The 13,680-nt window shown below is 67.3% G+C and carries 13 protein-coding genes; 8 read left to right on the forward strand and 5 right to left on the reverse strand.

Annotated features, from left to right (window positions below):
- Nucleotides 1–130 precede the first annotated feature (130 nt).
- On the forward strand, nt 131–1,300 hold the full coding sequence (locus AC5P9L_RS01540; protein WP_049459314.1) for a PQQ-dependent sugar dehydrogenase: 1,170 nt from the start codon (nt 131–133) through the stop codon (nt 1,298–1,300).
- 114 nt (nt 1,301–1,414) lie between these two features.
- On the opposite strand, the gene AC5P9L_RS01545 is transcribed toward AC5P9L_RS01540, so the two are convergent.
- The 4 genes from AC5P9L_RS01545 to folB all read right to left on the reverse strand — a co-directional run bounded on the left by AC5P9L_RS01545 (nt 1,415) and on the right by folB (nt 6,112).
- Nucleotides 1,415–1,960 (reverse strand): hypothetical protein, encoded by a 546-nt coding sequence (locus tag AC5P9L_RS01545; protein ID WP_005407810.1) that lies wholly within the window; start codon nt 1,958–1,960, stop codon nt 1,415–1,417.
- A 132-nt stretch (nt 1,961–2,092) separates the two neighbouring features.
- A complete protein-coding gene (locus AC5P9L_RS01550; RefSeq protein ID WP_262101774.1) occupies nt 2,093–4,267 on the reverse strand; it encodes a glycoside hydrolase family 3 N-terminal domain-containing protein in 2,175 nt (724 codons plus the stop codon).
- Nucleotides 4,268–4,395: 128 nt separating this feature from the next.
- The gene (locus AC5P9L_RS01555; protein WP_100438294.1) at nt 4,396–5,667 is read right to left on the reverse strand and encodes a mechanosensitive ion channel family protein; all 1,272 of its coding nucleotides are present in this window, start codon (nt 5,665–5,667) and stop codon (nt 4,396–4,398) included.
- Between the two features lie 91 nt (nt 5,668–5,758).
- The gene (folB, locus tag AC5P9L_RS01560; protein WP_005407807.1) at nt 5,759–6,112 is read right to left on the reverse strand and encodes a dihydroneopterin aldolase; all 354 of its coding nucleotides are present in this window, start codon (nt 6,110–6,112) and stop codon (nt 5,759–5,761) included.
- 356 nt (nt 6,113–6,468) lie between these two features.
- On the opposite strand from folB, the gene AC5P9L_RS01565 reads away from it, so the two are divergent.
- Nucleotides 6,469–7,134 (forward strand): hypothetical protein, encoded by a 666-nt coding sequence (locus AC5P9L_RS01565; protein WP_262101775.1) that lies wholly within the window; start codon nt 6,469–6,471, stop codon nt 7,132–7,134.
- A 33-nt stretch (nt 7,135–7,167) separates the two neighbouring features.
- Here the strand turns inward: AC5P9L_RS01565 and tsaD are convergent, their stop codons facing one another.
- Nucleotides 7,168–8,193, reverse strand: coding sequence for a tRNA (adenosine(37)-N6)-threonylcarbamoyltransferase complex transferase subunit TsaD (gene tsaD / locus AC5P9L_RS01570; RefSeq protein ID WP_032966370.1), 1,026 nt, complete (start codon nt 8,191–8,193; stop codon nt 7,168–7,170).
- Between the two features lie 166 nt (nt 8,194–8,359).
- On the opposite strand from tsaD, the gene rpsU reads away from it, so the two are divergent.
- The 6 genes from rpsU (at nt 8,360) to AC5P9L_RS01600 (ending at nt 13,511) form a co-directional block, all read left to right on the forward strand.
- Nucleotides 8,360–8,575, forward strand: coding sequence for a 30S ribosomal protein S21 (gene rpsU / locus AC5P9L_RS01575; protein ID WP_002808376.1), 216 nt, complete (start codon nt 8,360–8,362; stop codon nt 8,573–8,575).
- A 134-nt stretch (nt 8,576–8,709) separates the two neighbouring features.
- Nucleotides 8,710–9,153 carry a GatB/YqeY domain-containing protein gene (locus AC5P9L_RS01580; protein WP_005412032.1) on the forward strand — a complete coding sequence of 148 codons (444 nt, stop codon included), beginning with the start codon at nt 8,710–8,712 and terminating at the stop codon, nt 9,151–9,153.
- A 105-nt stretch (nt 9,154–9,258) separates the two neighbouring features.
- Nucleotides 9,259–10,179 (forward strand): YihY/virulence factor BrkB family protein, encoded by a 921-nt coding sequence (locus tag AC5P9L_RS01585; RefSeq protein ID WP_049396179.1) that lies wholly within the window; start codon nt 9,259–9,261, stop codon nt 10,177–10,179.
- Between the two features lie 61 nt (nt 10,180–10,240).
- The gene (gene dnaG, locus AC5P9L_RS01590; protein ID WP_012478939.1) at nt 10,241–11,980 is read left to right on the forward strand and encodes a DNA primase; all 1,740 of its coding nucleotides are present in this window, start codon (nt 10,241–10,243) and stop codon (nt 11,978–11,980) included.
- 27 nt (nt 11,981–12,007) lie between these two features.
- Nucleotides 12,008–12,508: a protein tyrosine phosphatase family protein gene (locus tag AC5P9L_RS01595; protein WP_227415887.1), complete on the forward strand. Its 501-nt coding sequence runs from the start codon at nt 12,008–12,010 to the stop codon at nt 12,506–12,508.
- 31 nt (nt 12,509–12,539) lie between these two features.
- Complete coding sequence (locus tag AC5P9L_RS01600) at nt 12,540–13,511, forward strand: bile acid:sodium symporter family protein (RefSeq protein ID WP_005407800.1); 972 nt, start codon at nt 12,540–12,542, stop codon at nt 13,509–13,511.
- Nucleotides 13,512–13,680: the final 169 nt, after the last annotated feature.

Raw genomic sequence — 13,680 nt, forward strand, 5'->3', positions numbered from 1 at the left:
GGCGTGCCCACCCTAGACGATCCCGCCGCGCTCGCACAGGGGTCGCAGGACCTTCGGGCCACGACGCTCACGGCGCCAGTGGTATACAAGGGACAGCCCGGCCATCCGCATCCCCGCACTGGAGATACCCATGACCCGCACGCCCCTGCTGCTCGCCCTCGGCCTGGTGCCGATCCTTGCCACCTCCGCCTGCAATGCCGCCGACCCGGCCGCCAACGGCGCCAAGACCGCAGCGCCCGCAGCCTCCACCACTGCCGACCAGCGCCCATTCACCGCCACCGAAATCAGCCGGTTCGACCAGCCGTGGGCGATGACCTTCCTGCCGGACGGCAGCCTGCTGGTCACCGAAAAGCGCGGCAAGCTGCAGCACCTGGACCTGGCCAGCGGCCAGAAGCATGAGATCACCGGCGTTCCGAAGGTCGCTTACGGCGGCCAGGGCGGCTTCGGTGACGTGATCCTGCACCCGCAATTCGCGAGCAACCACGTGATCTACCTCAGCTATGCCGAGGAAGGCACGCTGGACACCCGCGGCGCTGCCGTGGCCCGTGCCACGCTGGCGCTGGATGCCAACGGTGCCGGCCAGCTGAAGGACCTGAAGGTGATCTGGCGACAGAGCCCGAAGGTGAGTGGTGAAGGCCACTACGGCCATCGCCTTGCTTTCGGCCCGGACGGCAAGCTGTGGATCAGCTCCAGCGAGCGCCAGAAGTTCGATCCGGCGCAGGACATGGGCGGCAACCTCGGCAAGATCATCCGCCTCAACGATGATGGCAGCCTGCCCGCCGACAACCCGTTCGCCTCGCAGGGCGGCGTGGCCGCGCAGGTGTGGTCACTGGGCCACCGCAACATCCTCGGCATGGCCTTCGATGCCAACGGCAAGCTGTGGGCACACGAGATGGGCCCGGCCGGCGGTGACGAACTGAACCTGATCGTGCGCGGCGCCAACTACGGCTACCCGATCGTTTCCAATGGTGACCATTACGACGGCCGGCCGATTCCCGACCACAGCACCCGCCCGGAATTCGCCGCGCCGAAGGTGACCTGGACGCCGGTGATCTCGCCGGCCGGCTTCGTGATCTACAGCGGCAACCTGTTCCCGCAGTGGAAGGGCAGCGGCTTCATCGGCGGCCTGTCCTCCACCTCGCTGGTGCGCGTGGCCTTCGACGGCGACAGCGCGCGCGAAGCCGAACGCTTCAACATGGGCGAGCGCATCCGCGAAGTGGAACAGGGCCCGGATGGCGCCCTGTGGCTGCTGGAAGACGGCAGCAAGGCGCGCCTGCTGAAGCTCACCCCGAAGACCTGATGCCCGCCGGTGCCGGGCGCTGGCCCGCACCTGGATCCTTCCGACATCCTGCGGTTGCCGGCCAGCGGCCGGCACCACCTTGCCAAACGGCCCCGCACGCGGGGCCGTCTGCGTTCATTGGATGGTGATGACCTTCACCTCGGTCTTCGTGCAGGCCTGGTCCAGGCACTGCCCGTTCAACCACACCTGGCCGCTGCCGATCATCACGCCCTGCTGGTTGACGAACACCTTGCCGAAATCCTGCTCGGACACCGCCTTGACCACCGCCGGGGTGATGATCTTCTCGTAGTTGCGCTGGAACTCACCGGGGCCGGTGATCTTCTTTCCGCCACCGACGTTCAATGGAAAGCGCACTTCCTCGACCACCGCAGCGCGATCGCCGCCAACCACGGCGGCCTTGAACGCATTGAAGACCTTCTCGAACTGCGCCGCATCGCCAAGCAGCGTTTCGATGCGCGCGCGTGCGTCTTCGGCGGGCGCTTCCGCTGCGGGCGCGGCCGGTGCCGAAGCAGCGGGTTCAGTGGCAGACGCCGCAGGCGTTGCCGGGGCGCTGGCCTCCATCGGCGGCGGTGCATCCGCCGCAGGCTCGGCCGGGGGTGCCGCCGGCTGCGAGCAGGCGGCCAGCATCAGGGCGGGAATCAGACAAGCCATCCGGCGCATGCGCGCACTCCATCGAAACAGGGGGAGCCCGATGGTAGCGCCGCCGCGGTGAGGACAACAAAAAGGGGACGGAGGGGATTAAGTCGTCAGAGGCACAAACGACTTAATCCCCTCCGTCCCCTTTTTCTTCGATCAGGCCTTCAGCAGCTCGAACTGCACGGCTTCGCCGGCCGCCGAGGACGCGCAGACCCACAGGTCGAAGTGGCCCGGCTCGGCACGCAGCACGCCGTCGCGGCCAGTGAAGGCCAGCTGCTCGCGGGTGAGGGTGAACACCACGTCGGTCGACTCGCCTGGCTGCAGTGTCACCTTGCGGAAGTCCTTCAGTTCACGCACCGGACGCACGCGGCTGGCCACGCGGTCGTGGATGTACAGCTGCACCACTTCCTCGCCGGCCACGTCGCCGCTGTTGGTCAGCGTGGTGGTGATGGTCAGGGTGTCGTCCCAGCCGAGCTGCGCCGCACTCAGCTGCGGCACGCCGTAGGCGAAGGTGGTGTAGCCGATGCCGTGGCCGAACGGGTACAGCGGCTCGTTCGGGATCTCGCGCCAGCGAGCCTTGAACTCCGACATGGTCGGCAGTTCCGGGCGGCCGGTGCGCGGGTGGTTGTAGAAGTACGGCTGCTGGCCGGACACCTGCGGGAAGCTGACCGGCAGGCGGCCGGACGGGCTGTAGTCGCCGAACAGCACATCAGCCACGGCATGGCCGGTCTGCGTGCCCAGGTACCAGGTGACCGCCACCGCGTGCGCGTTGCGCACCGCGCCCTGCAATGCCAGCGCACGGCCGTTGCGCAGCAGCACCACCAGCGGCTTGCCGGTCATCGCCACCGCCTCGGCCAGTGCCTGCTGTGCCGGCGGCAGGGTGATCTCCACGCGCGACTGCGCTTCACCGCTGTAGCGCTGCGGTTCGCCCAGCGCCAGCACCACCACGTCGGCGCGCAGCGCGGCCGCCACGGCGGCTTCGGTGCCGCCCGGAATGGCAGTTTCCAGTTCGCAGCCCGGCACGATCTCCAGCAGCGCTTCATCGCCGATGGCGGCGCGTACGCCGGTTTCCAGATCCACGTAACGCTGCTTGTCGCCGAACAGGGTCCAGCAGCCTTCAATGTTCTCGCGGTCCTGCACGAACGGGCCGATCAGCGCGATCTTCTGCCCGGTCTTCTGCAGCGGCAGCACGTTGTCACGGTTGTTCAGCAGCACGATCGAACGGCGCGCGGCATCGCGCGACAGTTCGTCATGCGCGGCGAGGTACGAGGTATCGGCTTCGCGCGCCGGGTCCAGCGAACGGTACGGGTCGTCGAACAGGCCGATGGTTTCCTTCAGCCACAGGATGCGGCGCACGCCCTCATCCAGCACCGCCATCGGCACCTCGCCGCTCTCAACCAGGCCCGGCAGGTGCTCGGCGTAGAAGCCGCTCTGCATGCTCAGGTCCAGGCCGGCGGTGAACGCCTTGGCGGTGGCATCGCGGTCGTCGGCGGCATAGCCGTGCGCGACCAGTTCCATATCGGCGGTGTAGTCGGAGATCACCACGCCCGGGAACTTCCATTCACCGCGCAGGATGTCGGTCAGCAGTTCGGCGTTGGCACTGGCCGGCACGCCGTTGATGTCGTTGAACGAGGACATCACGGTGATCGCGCCGGCGTCGAAGGCGGCCTTGAACGGTGGCAGGTGCACATCGCGCAGGGTCTGCGGCGAGATGTCCACCATGTTGTATTCCATGCCGGCCATCACCGCGCCATAGGCGGCGAAGTGCTTGGGCGTGGCCAGCAGCGAATCGGCCGCGCGCAGGTCGCTGCCCTGGAAGCCGCGCACGCGGGCGGCGGCGAACGCACAGCCCAGCACCACGTCCTCACCGGCACCTTCGGCGCCACGGCCCCAGCGCTGGTCGCGGGCGATGTCCACGGCTGGGGCGTAGGTCCAGTGCAGGCCAGCGGCAGTGGCTTCGATGGCGGTGGCGCGCGCGGTGCGCTCGGCCAGGTCCGGCTCGAAGCTGGCGGCCTCGCCCAGCGGGATCGGGAACACGGTACGCATGCCGTGGATGACGTCGGCAGCCAGGATCACCGGGATGCCCAGGCGGCTTTCCTCAGTGGCGACCTGCTGGATGCGGCGGCCCAGTTCGGCGCCCACACCATTGAACAGCGAGCCGACCTTGCCCTCGCGCACCTGCTGCAGCACCTGGTCGGCATTGCGCACGTTGGCTTCCGGGTTCACGTCCGGGGCGAACGGGCGGACCATGTCCGCGAAGACACCCAGCTGGCCGACCTTTTCCTCGACGGTCATCTGGGCAATGAGGGATTCGATGCGATCGGAGGCCACCGGCAGTCCTTGATGAAAACGTTTACAAGCCCGGCATTCTAGCGATCCCGAGCCGTTTGGCGAGAGGTTTCTTCATTCAGTTTCAGCCACCAGCGGGGTCCGTATGGCCCCGCCGGGGGCACCGCAGCTTACTCCGAGCCGGCCAGCTGGCGCTGCCCGGCCATCAACATGGCGTCGCTGGAGGCCTGGAACACCCGCAGGCCGAAGGCCGGCAGGATCGCCAGCAGGTGGTCGAAGATGTCCGACTGCACCGCCTCGTACTCGGCCCAGGCGGTGCTGCGGGTGAAGCAGTACAGCTCCAGCGGCAGGCCTTCGGTGGTCGGCTGCAGCTGACGTACCAGCAGGGTCATGTCGGTATGGATGCCCGGGTGGCTGCGCAGGTAGCGCTCCACATAGGCCCGGAAGGTACCCAGGTTGGTCACCCGGCGGCTGTTGACCTCGGCCACGCCCTGCTCGCGCAGGCGCCCGTTCCACTGCCCCAGCTCCTGCTCCTTGGCCTGCAGGTAGTCGCGCAGCAGCGCGAATTCACCGAGGAAGGCCAGGTCGCCCTCATCCAGGAAGCCGACGCTGTGCTGGTCCAGGTACAGCGCGCGCTTGATCCGGCGCCCACCCGCCTCCTGCATGCCGCGCCAGTTCTTGAACGACTCGGTCACCAGCTTCTTGGTCGGGATGGTGGTGATGGTCTTGTCGAAGTTCTGCACGGTGATGGTGTGCAGGGCGATGTCGATCACATCGCCATCGGCGTTCTGGCTGGGCATCTCGATCCAGTCACCGATGCGCACGCGACCATCGCCACTGATCTGTACGCTGGCCACCAGCGACAGGATGGTGTCCTGGAAGATCAGCATCAGCACTGCGGTGGCGGCGCCGAGACCGGTGACCAGATAGCGGAGGTCGACGCCGGCCAGGGTGGCAACGATCGACAGGCCGGCGATCACGAAGATGACGATCTTGGCGACCTGCAGGTACCCCTTGATCGGCTTGTTGCGTGCCTCGGGGCGGCGCTCGTAGAGATCATTGGCCGCATCCAGCGCATGCGAGATGGCCAGCACCACGGTCAGGATCGCCCACGCCTGGCAGGCGCCGATGATGAAGCTCACCAGCCCCGGCGGCAGGTCCGGCACGATGCGGATGCCCGAGGCGATCACCTGGCTGGGCACCACATTGGACAGACGCGAGATCACCCGCATCAGGTGGCTGCCGCGGCCGGTATCAGCGCCCGGCAGGCGGCTGAGCAGGCGTCGCAGCCCGCGCAGCAGGATGCGCTTGGTCACCCAGTTGGCCAGGCCAGCGGCGATCAGCAGCGCCGAGATCATCAACGCCAGGTAGGCGCCAGGATAGGGTTCCAGTGTGTTCTGCAGCCGTTCCAGCCACTGTACCGCCACCACCGCGTCCACCATCGGTTGTCTCCTGTCTGTTTCGTTGTTGCCAAGGTTGCCGGCCAGCGGCCGGCACTACCGGGGTTGCTGGCCAATGGCCGGCACGACCGGGTCAGTCCCGCGTGCGTTCGATGATCACGCCCACCGCGCGCGCGCCGCGCACCGCGCCCGGCTTGCTCAGCTTCAGGCGCAGCCACTTCACGTCGAATTCGTCCAGCACGATCTGCGCGCAACGCTCGGCCAGGGTCTCGACCAGGCCGAACTCCGACTCGCGCACGAACTGTTCCAGGCGCTTGCTCACCGCCTTGTAGTTCAGGGTGTGGGCGATGTCATCGGTGGCTGCGGGGCGACGGTTGTCGAAGCCCATTTCCAGGTCGAACACCAGGTCCTGGCGGATCCGCCGCTCCCAATCGTAGATGCCGATCAGGGCGTCGATCGTCAGCCCCTCGATGAAAACCTTGTCCATTGCGGTTACCAGCCGAATACAGACGGCCATGGTACCGGCACGGCGGTGAGCCTGCCCGGAACAGGCGGCGGGCCACCGGCGTGGGGCGGCCCGGAAAAAACAAAGGGCCCTGCTAGCGGGGCCCTTTGGTACTACCGTTTGTCCCCGGGGGGAGCTGAAATCCAGCCGCGAGTCCCGGTGGCGCAGGCACGCAGATTAGGCAAGGACCAGATCGCCGGTCAAGGCCAAATCCGACAGGACAGGTCAGGTATTCGTCCGAGGCAAAACGCAGAAAATCAGCCGCGCGGACAAGGACGTTCCCTGATGGTCGCCGCCGCCCACTCTCGCGAACATCGATTCCTCCTTCACCACCGCACATGACGATGGCTCCATACGATGTACTGCGGCGCGCGTTGTCAGCGGAGCGTCTGTCTACTTACGAGAGAATCGCATCGAGCTGCAGCCCCGACGTCACAGCCGAATCCCTGTACCTGTGGAACATGCGGATGTGCAGTGCACTGATGATGCCGGTCCATCTGTGCGAAGTGGTCACCCGCAACGCCGCTGCAGCTGTGCTCGCCAGGCAGCATGGCCCGCGTTGGCCCTGGAATAATGCCTTCCGACGGAGGCTGCCAACCTCATCCAGTACTTCTCCGCGCACGGTACTGGAACAACTTGCCAGCCGCGTAACCGATACACCTGGGATCGTCGCCAACCTGCCGATGGTGTTCTGGCAGCAACTCTTTACCTGTCGCTTCGACTCCACGCTTTGGATACCCGCACTCAGCAGGGTTCTGCAGCATGCTCCCTCTGCTCATCCCAGTGCCGTCAGGAAAGCCATCCATGCGGATATCGGACGCATCCGCCACCTGCGCAACCGCATCGCCCACCACGAGCCGGTCCTGGAACGTGACATCGGCGCCGACCTGGCCGCGATCGGGCGGCTGATCCATGCCCGCTGCCCACACACGCTGGGCTGGCTGCAACGCCATGAGCGGGCGACGACGGTGTTGGCCGCGTCGCCGTTGGCAGTGCATCGGTAATGCGTCCGCCGGCCGTGGCCCGACGCTACCTGTTCACACCGCCGGCAGGGTCGCCATGTCCCAGCGCGGGGTCACATCCACTTTCGGCGGGCTGTGCTGGCCAGCCTGCAGGCGCAGCGCGCCGGCGAAGGCGATCATCGCGCCGTTGTCGGTGCACAGTGCCGGCCGCGGGAAGCAGGCACGGCCGCCGAGGCGCTCGGCCATCTGCTGCAGGCGGGCGCGCAGGCGCTTGTTGGCGCCGACGCCGCCGGCCACCACGATCACGTTGGTGCCCGCTGCTTCCAGCGCGCGCTCGCACTTGATCGACAGGGTCTCGACCACCGCATCTTCAAAGCCCCGGGCGATGTCGGCACGGGTCTGCTCGCTCTGGTCGCTGTCGCGCCAGGCCATCAGGACCTGGGTCTTCAGGCCGGAAAAGCTGAAATCCAGCCCCGGGCGGTCGGTCATCGGCCGCGCGAAGCGGTACGCGCCCGGCGTGCCCTGCTCGGCCAGCCTGGCCAGCTGCGGGCCGCCCGGGTACGGCAGCCCCATCAGCTTGGCGGTCTTGTCGAAGGCCTCGCCGGCCGCATCATCCAGGGTTTCGCCCAGCAGGCGGTACTGGCCAATCGCATCCACCGCCACCAGCTGGGTATGGCCACCGGACACCAGCAGTGCCACGAACGGCGCTTCCGGCGGGTCGTCCTCCATCAGCGGGGCCAGCAGGTGGCCTTCCATATGGTGTACGCCCACGGCCGGTACCTCCAGCGCCCAGGCCAGCGAACGCGCCACGCCCGCGCCCACCAGCAGCGCGCCGACCAGGCCGGGACCGGCCGTATAGGCCACGCCATCGATATCGCCTACCCCCAGACCGGCTTCGGCCAGGGTCTGGCGCACCAGCGGCAGCAGCTTGCGGACGTGGTCACGGCTGGCCAGCTCTGGCACCACACCCCCGTATTCGGCGTGCAGGGCGATCTGGCTGTAGACCGCATGGGCGCGCAGGGCCGCGCTGCCGGACAGGCCGGTGTCATACACCGCCACGCCGGTCTCATCACAGGAAGATTCGATGCCAAGGACTCGCATGCCTGCTATTATGACGCCCCTGCCGCCCCCTCGGGGGATGTGCAGATCTCACTGCTTTCGAACTTCCGGCCCGTATTCAGGGTTGGCCGCTTGCAGTTTGTCTATTCGCCGCTATAATGTGCGGCTCGCCGGGCGTGACCCGGTTCTACTGTGTCCCGGAGATTCCATGCCCAGCGTCAAAGTCCGCGAGAACGAGCCCTTCGAGTTTGCTCTTCGCCGCTTCAAGCGCACTTGCGAAAAGGCCGGTGTGCTGGCCGAAACCCGCAAGCGCGAGTTCTACGAAAAGCCGACCCAGGAGCGCAAGCGCAAGGCCGCCGCTGCTGTGAAGCGTCAGCTGCGCCGCTCGTCGCGCGACGTCACCAAGCGTCAGCGCCTGTACTGATCGGACGCATCTTCATTGCGGCGGGCCTGCCTGTCGCGATGGAGCCGAAGCCGGCACGCGCGAGCGTCGCCGGCTTTTTGCGTTTCCGGGTTCGGGCATCCGCCCCCGCCCCACCTACCACCACGAGGTTCCTCATGAGCATGAAGCAGCAGCTCACCGAAGACATGAAGGCCGCCATGAAGGCGGGCGAGAAGCACAAGCTGGGCGTGATCCGCCTGATCAATGCCGCCATCAAGCAGCGCGAAGTGGACGAGCGCATCGAACTGGACGACACCGCCGTGATCGCCGTGCTCGACAAGATGGTCAAGCAGCGCAAGGACTCGGTCAGCCAGTACGAAGCCGCCAACCGCGAAGACCTGGCCGAGATCGAGCGCGCCGAGATCGTGGTCATCGAAGCCTACCTGCCGGCCAAGATGGGCGAAGCCGAGATCGTGGCCGCCATCCAGGCCGCCATCGCCGAAACCGGCGCCTCCGGCCCGGCCGACATGGGCAAGCTGATGGGCGCACTGAAGCCCAAGCTCGCCGGCCAGGCCGACATGGGCCTGGTCTCCAAGCTGGTCAAGCAGCTGCTGGCGTAATCCAGCACTTGCGGTCGGATCCCTTCCGCGACGCGGAAGGGCTCTGACCCCATTGATGCACCCGCTTCACCGCACCTTCGTCGGTCGCCTGCTACAACCGCACACATGGTTGAACCCGAGCCCAACGTTCCCGTGTCACTGCACAAGTACATCAAGCGCCTGCAGGACAGCTTCCCGATGGCGGTGGCCAAGCGCTTCATCGACGTCGACGTGCTGACCCAGGCAGCTTCCGTCTCCTTCTACGCCCTGCTGTCGATGGCACCGTTGCTGGTGCTGCTGCTGTGGCTGACCGCCTCGCTGTACCCACCGGCCCAGCAGGCACTGATCGACCAGATCAGCTCGGTGGCCGGCAGCAGCGCGGCTACCGTGGCCGAAACCGTTCTGAAGAACGCCGACAACCAGCCGGATGTCGGCTCGCTGGCGGGTGTGTGGAGCACGCTGCTGCTGTTCGTCGGCGCCACCGCCGTGTTCGCCCAGCTGCAGAACGCACTGAACCTGATCTTCCGCACCAGCGGCGAGCGCCTGGAAGGCCTCAAGGCCTGGCTGCGCAAGCGCGTGTTCTCGTTCGGCGTGGTGCTGGCGCTGGGCTTCCTGCTGATCCTGTCGATGACCGCCACCACGGTGCTGCAGGTGGCCTTCGCGCAACTGCCCTCGATCCTGCCCGCGCTGGGGTACGTCACGAGCCTGCTGCTGTACGCAGTCGGCTTCGCCTTCATGTACCACTACCTGCCCGACCGTCGCGTGGCGTGGCGCCAGGCCTTCATCGGCGGCGTCATCACCTCGGCACTGTTCGCACTGGGCCGGTACGGCATCGGCGTCTACATCGCCACCGTGGCCCCCGGCAGTGCCTACGGCTCGATGGGCGCGCTGGTGATCTCGCTGGTCTGGATCTACTACGCCACCGTCGTGTTCTTCGTTGGTGCCCTGATGACGGCGGTGATCGATGAGCGCCTGCGCGCGCGTCATCACCTGGCCGCAGCCGGCATTGATCCGGCAACCGCCAGCCAGGTGCCCGACAGGGGGTAAACTAGGCCGACCGCCCCCGGTTCCGTCGCGTGGTCCTGCACCGCGCCCTGCCCTGTTGCCCATGGCCCGTATCCCCGACGCTTTCATCGACGACCTGCTCGCCCGCACCGACATCGTCGAGGTGGTAGGCAGCCGCGTGCCGTTGAAGCGCCAGGGCAAGGAGTACGCCGCGCGCTGCCCGTTCCATGACGAGCGCTCGGCGTCGTTCACCGTCTCGCCCACCAAGCAGTTCTATCACTGCTTCGGCTGCGGCGCGCACGGCACCGCGATCAGCTTCCTGATGAACTACGACCGCCTCGAGTTCCTCGACGCGGTGGATGAGCTGGCCAAGCGCGCGGGCATGGAAGTACCTCGCAACGAGAACCCGCGCAGCCCCCAGCAGCAGGACGACAGCCGCGAGCTGTATTCGGCACTGGATGCCGCCGCCCGGTTCTTCCAGAAGAACCTGGAAAGCAGCGACAAGGCACGCAGTTACCTCGATGGGCGTGGCGTGGACGAAGAGAACCGCGCGCGCTTCCAGATCGGCTACGCCCCGGACGGGTACAGCGGCCTGCGCGATGCGCTGGGCAAGGACGAGCGGCGCATGAAGCTGCTCGACCGTGCCGGCCTGTTCTCCAAGAATGATCGCGGCCACGTCTACGACAAGTTCCGCGACCGGGTGATGTTCCCGATCTTCGACCGCCGTGGCCGGGTGATCGCATTCGGCGGCCGCGTGTTCGAGAAGGACGACGGCCCGAAGTACCTCAACTCGCCCGAAACCGCGCTGTTCCACAAGGGCCGCGAACTGTACGGCCTGTGGCAGGTGCGCCAGGCCAACCAGAAGATCGAGCGGTTGATCGTGGTCGAGGGCTACATGGACGTGGTCTCGCTGTTCCAGTTCGGTGTCACCCAGGCGGTGGCAACACTGGGTACCGCAACCACGCCGGACCATGCCGAGCTGCTGTTCCGCAACGCGCCGGACGTGTTCTTCTGCTTCGACGGCGACGCCGCCGGCCGCCGCGCCGGCTGGAAGGCGCTGGAGTCGGTGCTGCCGCGCATGAAGGACGGCCGCCAGGCCTTCTTCCTGTTCCTGCCCGATGGCGAAGACCCGGACACCATCGTGCGCAAGGAAGGCGCCGAAGCGTTCAACGAGCGCCTGAAGCAGGCTACGCCGCTGTCGCAGTTCTTCTTCGACGAACTGACCCGCGAGATCAACCTGGGCACGCTCGATGGCAAGGCACGCCTGGCCGAACGCGCCAAGCCGATGCTGGCGCAGATTCCCGACGGCGCCTTCGGCGACCTGATGAAGCAGCAGCTGGCGCAGCTGACCGGCCTGGGCGGTACTGCCCAGGCCACGCGCGCGCCGATGCCGCAACGCCAGCCGCAGCGGACGATCCAGCCCGTGGCCAAGCGCAGCCTGGTGCGCGGCGCGATCGCCGTGCTGCTGCAGCAGCCGTCGCTGGCGCTGACGCTGGGCGGCAAGCACCACTTCCAGGGCCTGCGCCTGCCCGGCGTGGAACTGCTGCTGGAGCTGCTGGGGCTGGTCGAACAGCGCCCGGACATCAGCACCGGCGCCCTGCTGGAACACTTCGACGGGCGCGAGGAACAGGCCTCGCTGCATACCCTGGCCGCACAGACGCTGCCCGGCACCGAGGCCAGCTGGACCCAGGAACTGCACGACGCCGTGGCACAGCTGGAGAAACAGCTGCTGGTGCAACGTCTGGAGGAGTTGTTGGCAAAGCAGCGCCAGCAGGGCCTGGACGATACTGACAAGTACGAACTGCGCGAGCTGCTGAAGGCGCGCGCCGGACTGCGCCTGTAGCGGCAGAACGTTTTCACGGAGAAGACCATGCTGCTGCGCCTGACCTGCCTGCTGTTGTTGTCGCTCTGCCTGCCACTGACGGCCCTGGCCGAAGACGCGTCCCTCAACGAAGTCCGCCCCGGCCTGTATGCCGGCGGCCAGCCCAGCGCCGCACAGCTGCAGGCCTTGGCTGCACAGGGCGTGCGCACCGTGATCGACCTGCGCCAGCCCGGCGAGGACCGGGGCTTCGATGAAATCCACGCGGCCGAATCGCTGGGCCTGCGCTATGTGCGCATTCCGGTGGCCGGCGCCGAGGGGCTCGATGCCGCCAACATCCGCGCCGTGCACCAGGCCCTGCAGCAGAGCCAGGGGCCGGTGTTGCTGCACTGTGCGTCCGGCAACCGCGCCGGCGCCGTGCTCGGCCTGGTCAACGCACGCTACGAACACGCCAGCCCGGAACAGGCACTGCAGCTCGGCCAGCGCGCCGGCCTGAAGTCACTGGAAGCCGCCACCCGCCAGCGCCTGGCCACACCGGTCACCTCGCCCTGAACCACCCTCCGCACCAAGGACTCTGCCCACCATGACCCGCTGGTGGTCGCGCCTGCGACCGGACAACTTCACCCTCGCCCTGCTGTGCACCGTCGGCCTGGCCTCGCTGCTGCCGATGAAGGGCGCCGCCGCCATCGTGCTCGACGATGTCACCACCGTCGCCATCGCCGCGCTGTTCTTCCTGCATGGCGCGCGCCTGCCGCGCGAGTCGATCATCGGCGGCATGCTGCACTGGCGGCTGCACCTGACCATCCTGGCCTGTACCTTCCTCCTGTTCCCGCTGCTGGGGCTGATGTTCAAGCCACTGTCGGGCTGGCTGCTGACTCCGGAGCTGTACCTGGGCGTGCTGTTCCTGTGCACCCTGCCGTCCACCGTGCAGTCGTCCATCGCGTTCACCTCGATGGCCCGCGGCAACGTGCCGGCAGCGGTGTGCAGCGCCTCGCTGTCGAGCATCCTCGGCGTGTTCCTGACCCCACTGCTGCTGACCGCGCTGGCCGGCACCTCCGGCGGCGTGCATGACCCACTGCACGCGATCGGCGGCATCATGCTGCAGCTGCTGGTGCCGTTCGTGGCCGGCCACCTGCTGCGGCCGTGGATTGCCGGCTGGGTTGAGAAGCAGCGCGCGCTGCTGCGCTACACCGACCAGGGCACGATCCTGCTGGTGGTGTATTCGGCGTTCGGCGAAGCGGTGACCGAAGGGTTGTGGAGCAAGACACCGCTGCTCTCGTTGCTGGCCGTGGCCGTGGTGGCTGCCGTGCTGCTCGGCATCGCCATGCCGCTGATCACCTTCATCGCCCGCCGGCTGCGCTTCAACCGCGAGGACGAGATCGCCATCGTGTTCTGCGGCTCGAAGAAGAGCCTGGCCACCGGCGTGCCGATCGCCAAGGTGCTGTTCGCCGGCGGCAGCCTCGGCGCGATCGTGCTGCCGGTGATGATCTACCACCAGATCCAGCTGATCGTCTGCGGTGTGATCGCGCAGCGGTATGCGCGGCGCAAGCCCTGACAGGGCGCGCGGGTTGTTCCGAGTGAACCATCCACGCATGGCGTGGATCTTATCTCTTGCCAATCTGGCACCTTGGGTGCCGAGAGCCCGGCGTGGGCGACCGTGTGGATCCAGGTCTTGCGACCGAGAAGTAGCTTGGGTCCCCACGCCGGATTCTCCCTGAACCGCC

The organism is Stenotrophomonas sp. YJH_SMC_64 (assembly GCF_059371375.1).

Excerpts from the sequence above, each read along its gene's own strand:
- folB (WP_005407807.1), bottom strand. The coding sequence starts at position 6,112 with ATGGACAAGGTTTTCATCGAGGGGCTGACGATCGACGCCCTGATCGGC.
- AC5P9L_RS01540 (WP_049459314.1), top strand. The coding sequence starts at position 131 with ATGACCCGCACGCCCCTGCTGCTCGCCCTCGGCCTGGTGCCGATCCTT.
- AC5P9L_RS01545 (WP_005407810.1), bottom strand. The coding sequence starts at position 1,960 with ATGCGCCGGATGGCTTGTCTGATTCCCGCCCTGATGCTGGCCGCCTGC.
- tsaD (WP_032966370.1), bottom strand. The coding sequence starts at position 8,193 with ATGCGAGTCCTTGGCATCGAATCTTCCTGTGATGAGACCGGCGTGGCG.
- AC5P9L_RS01555 (WP_100438294.1), bottom strand. The coding sequence starts at position 5,667 with ATGGTGGACGCGGTGGTGGCGGTACAGTGGCTGGAACGGCTGCAGAAC.
- AC5P9L_RS01580 (WP_005412032.1), top strand. The coding sequence starts at position 8,710 with ATGAGCATGAAGCAGCAGCTCACCGAAGACATGAAGGCCGCCATGAAG.
- rpsU (WP_002808376.1), top strand. The coding sequence starts at position 8,360 with ATGCCCAGCGTCAAAGTCCGCGAGAACGAGCCCTTCGAGTTTGCTCTT.
- AC5P9L_RS01595 (WP_227415887.1), top strand. The coding sequence starts at position 12,008 with ATGCTGCTGCGCCTGACCTGCCTGCTGTTGTTGTCGCTCTGCCTGCCA.
- AC5P9L_RS01600 (WP_005407800.1), top strand. The coding sequence starts at position 12,540 with ATGACCCGCTGGTGGTCGCGCCTGCGACCGGACAACTTCACCCTCGCC.
- AC5P9L_RS01585 (WP_049396179.1), top strand. The coding sequence starts at position 9,259 with ATGGTTGAACCCGAGCCCAACGTTCCCGTGTCACTGCACAAGTACATC.
- AC5P9L_RS01565 (WP_262101775.1), top strand. The coding sequence starts at position 6,469 with ATGACGATGGCTCCATACGATGTACTGCGGCGCGCGTTGTCAGCGGAG.
- dnaG (WP_012478939.1), top strand. The coding sequence starts at position 10,241 with ATGGCCCGTATCCCCGACGCTTTCATCGACGACCTGCTCGCCCGCACC.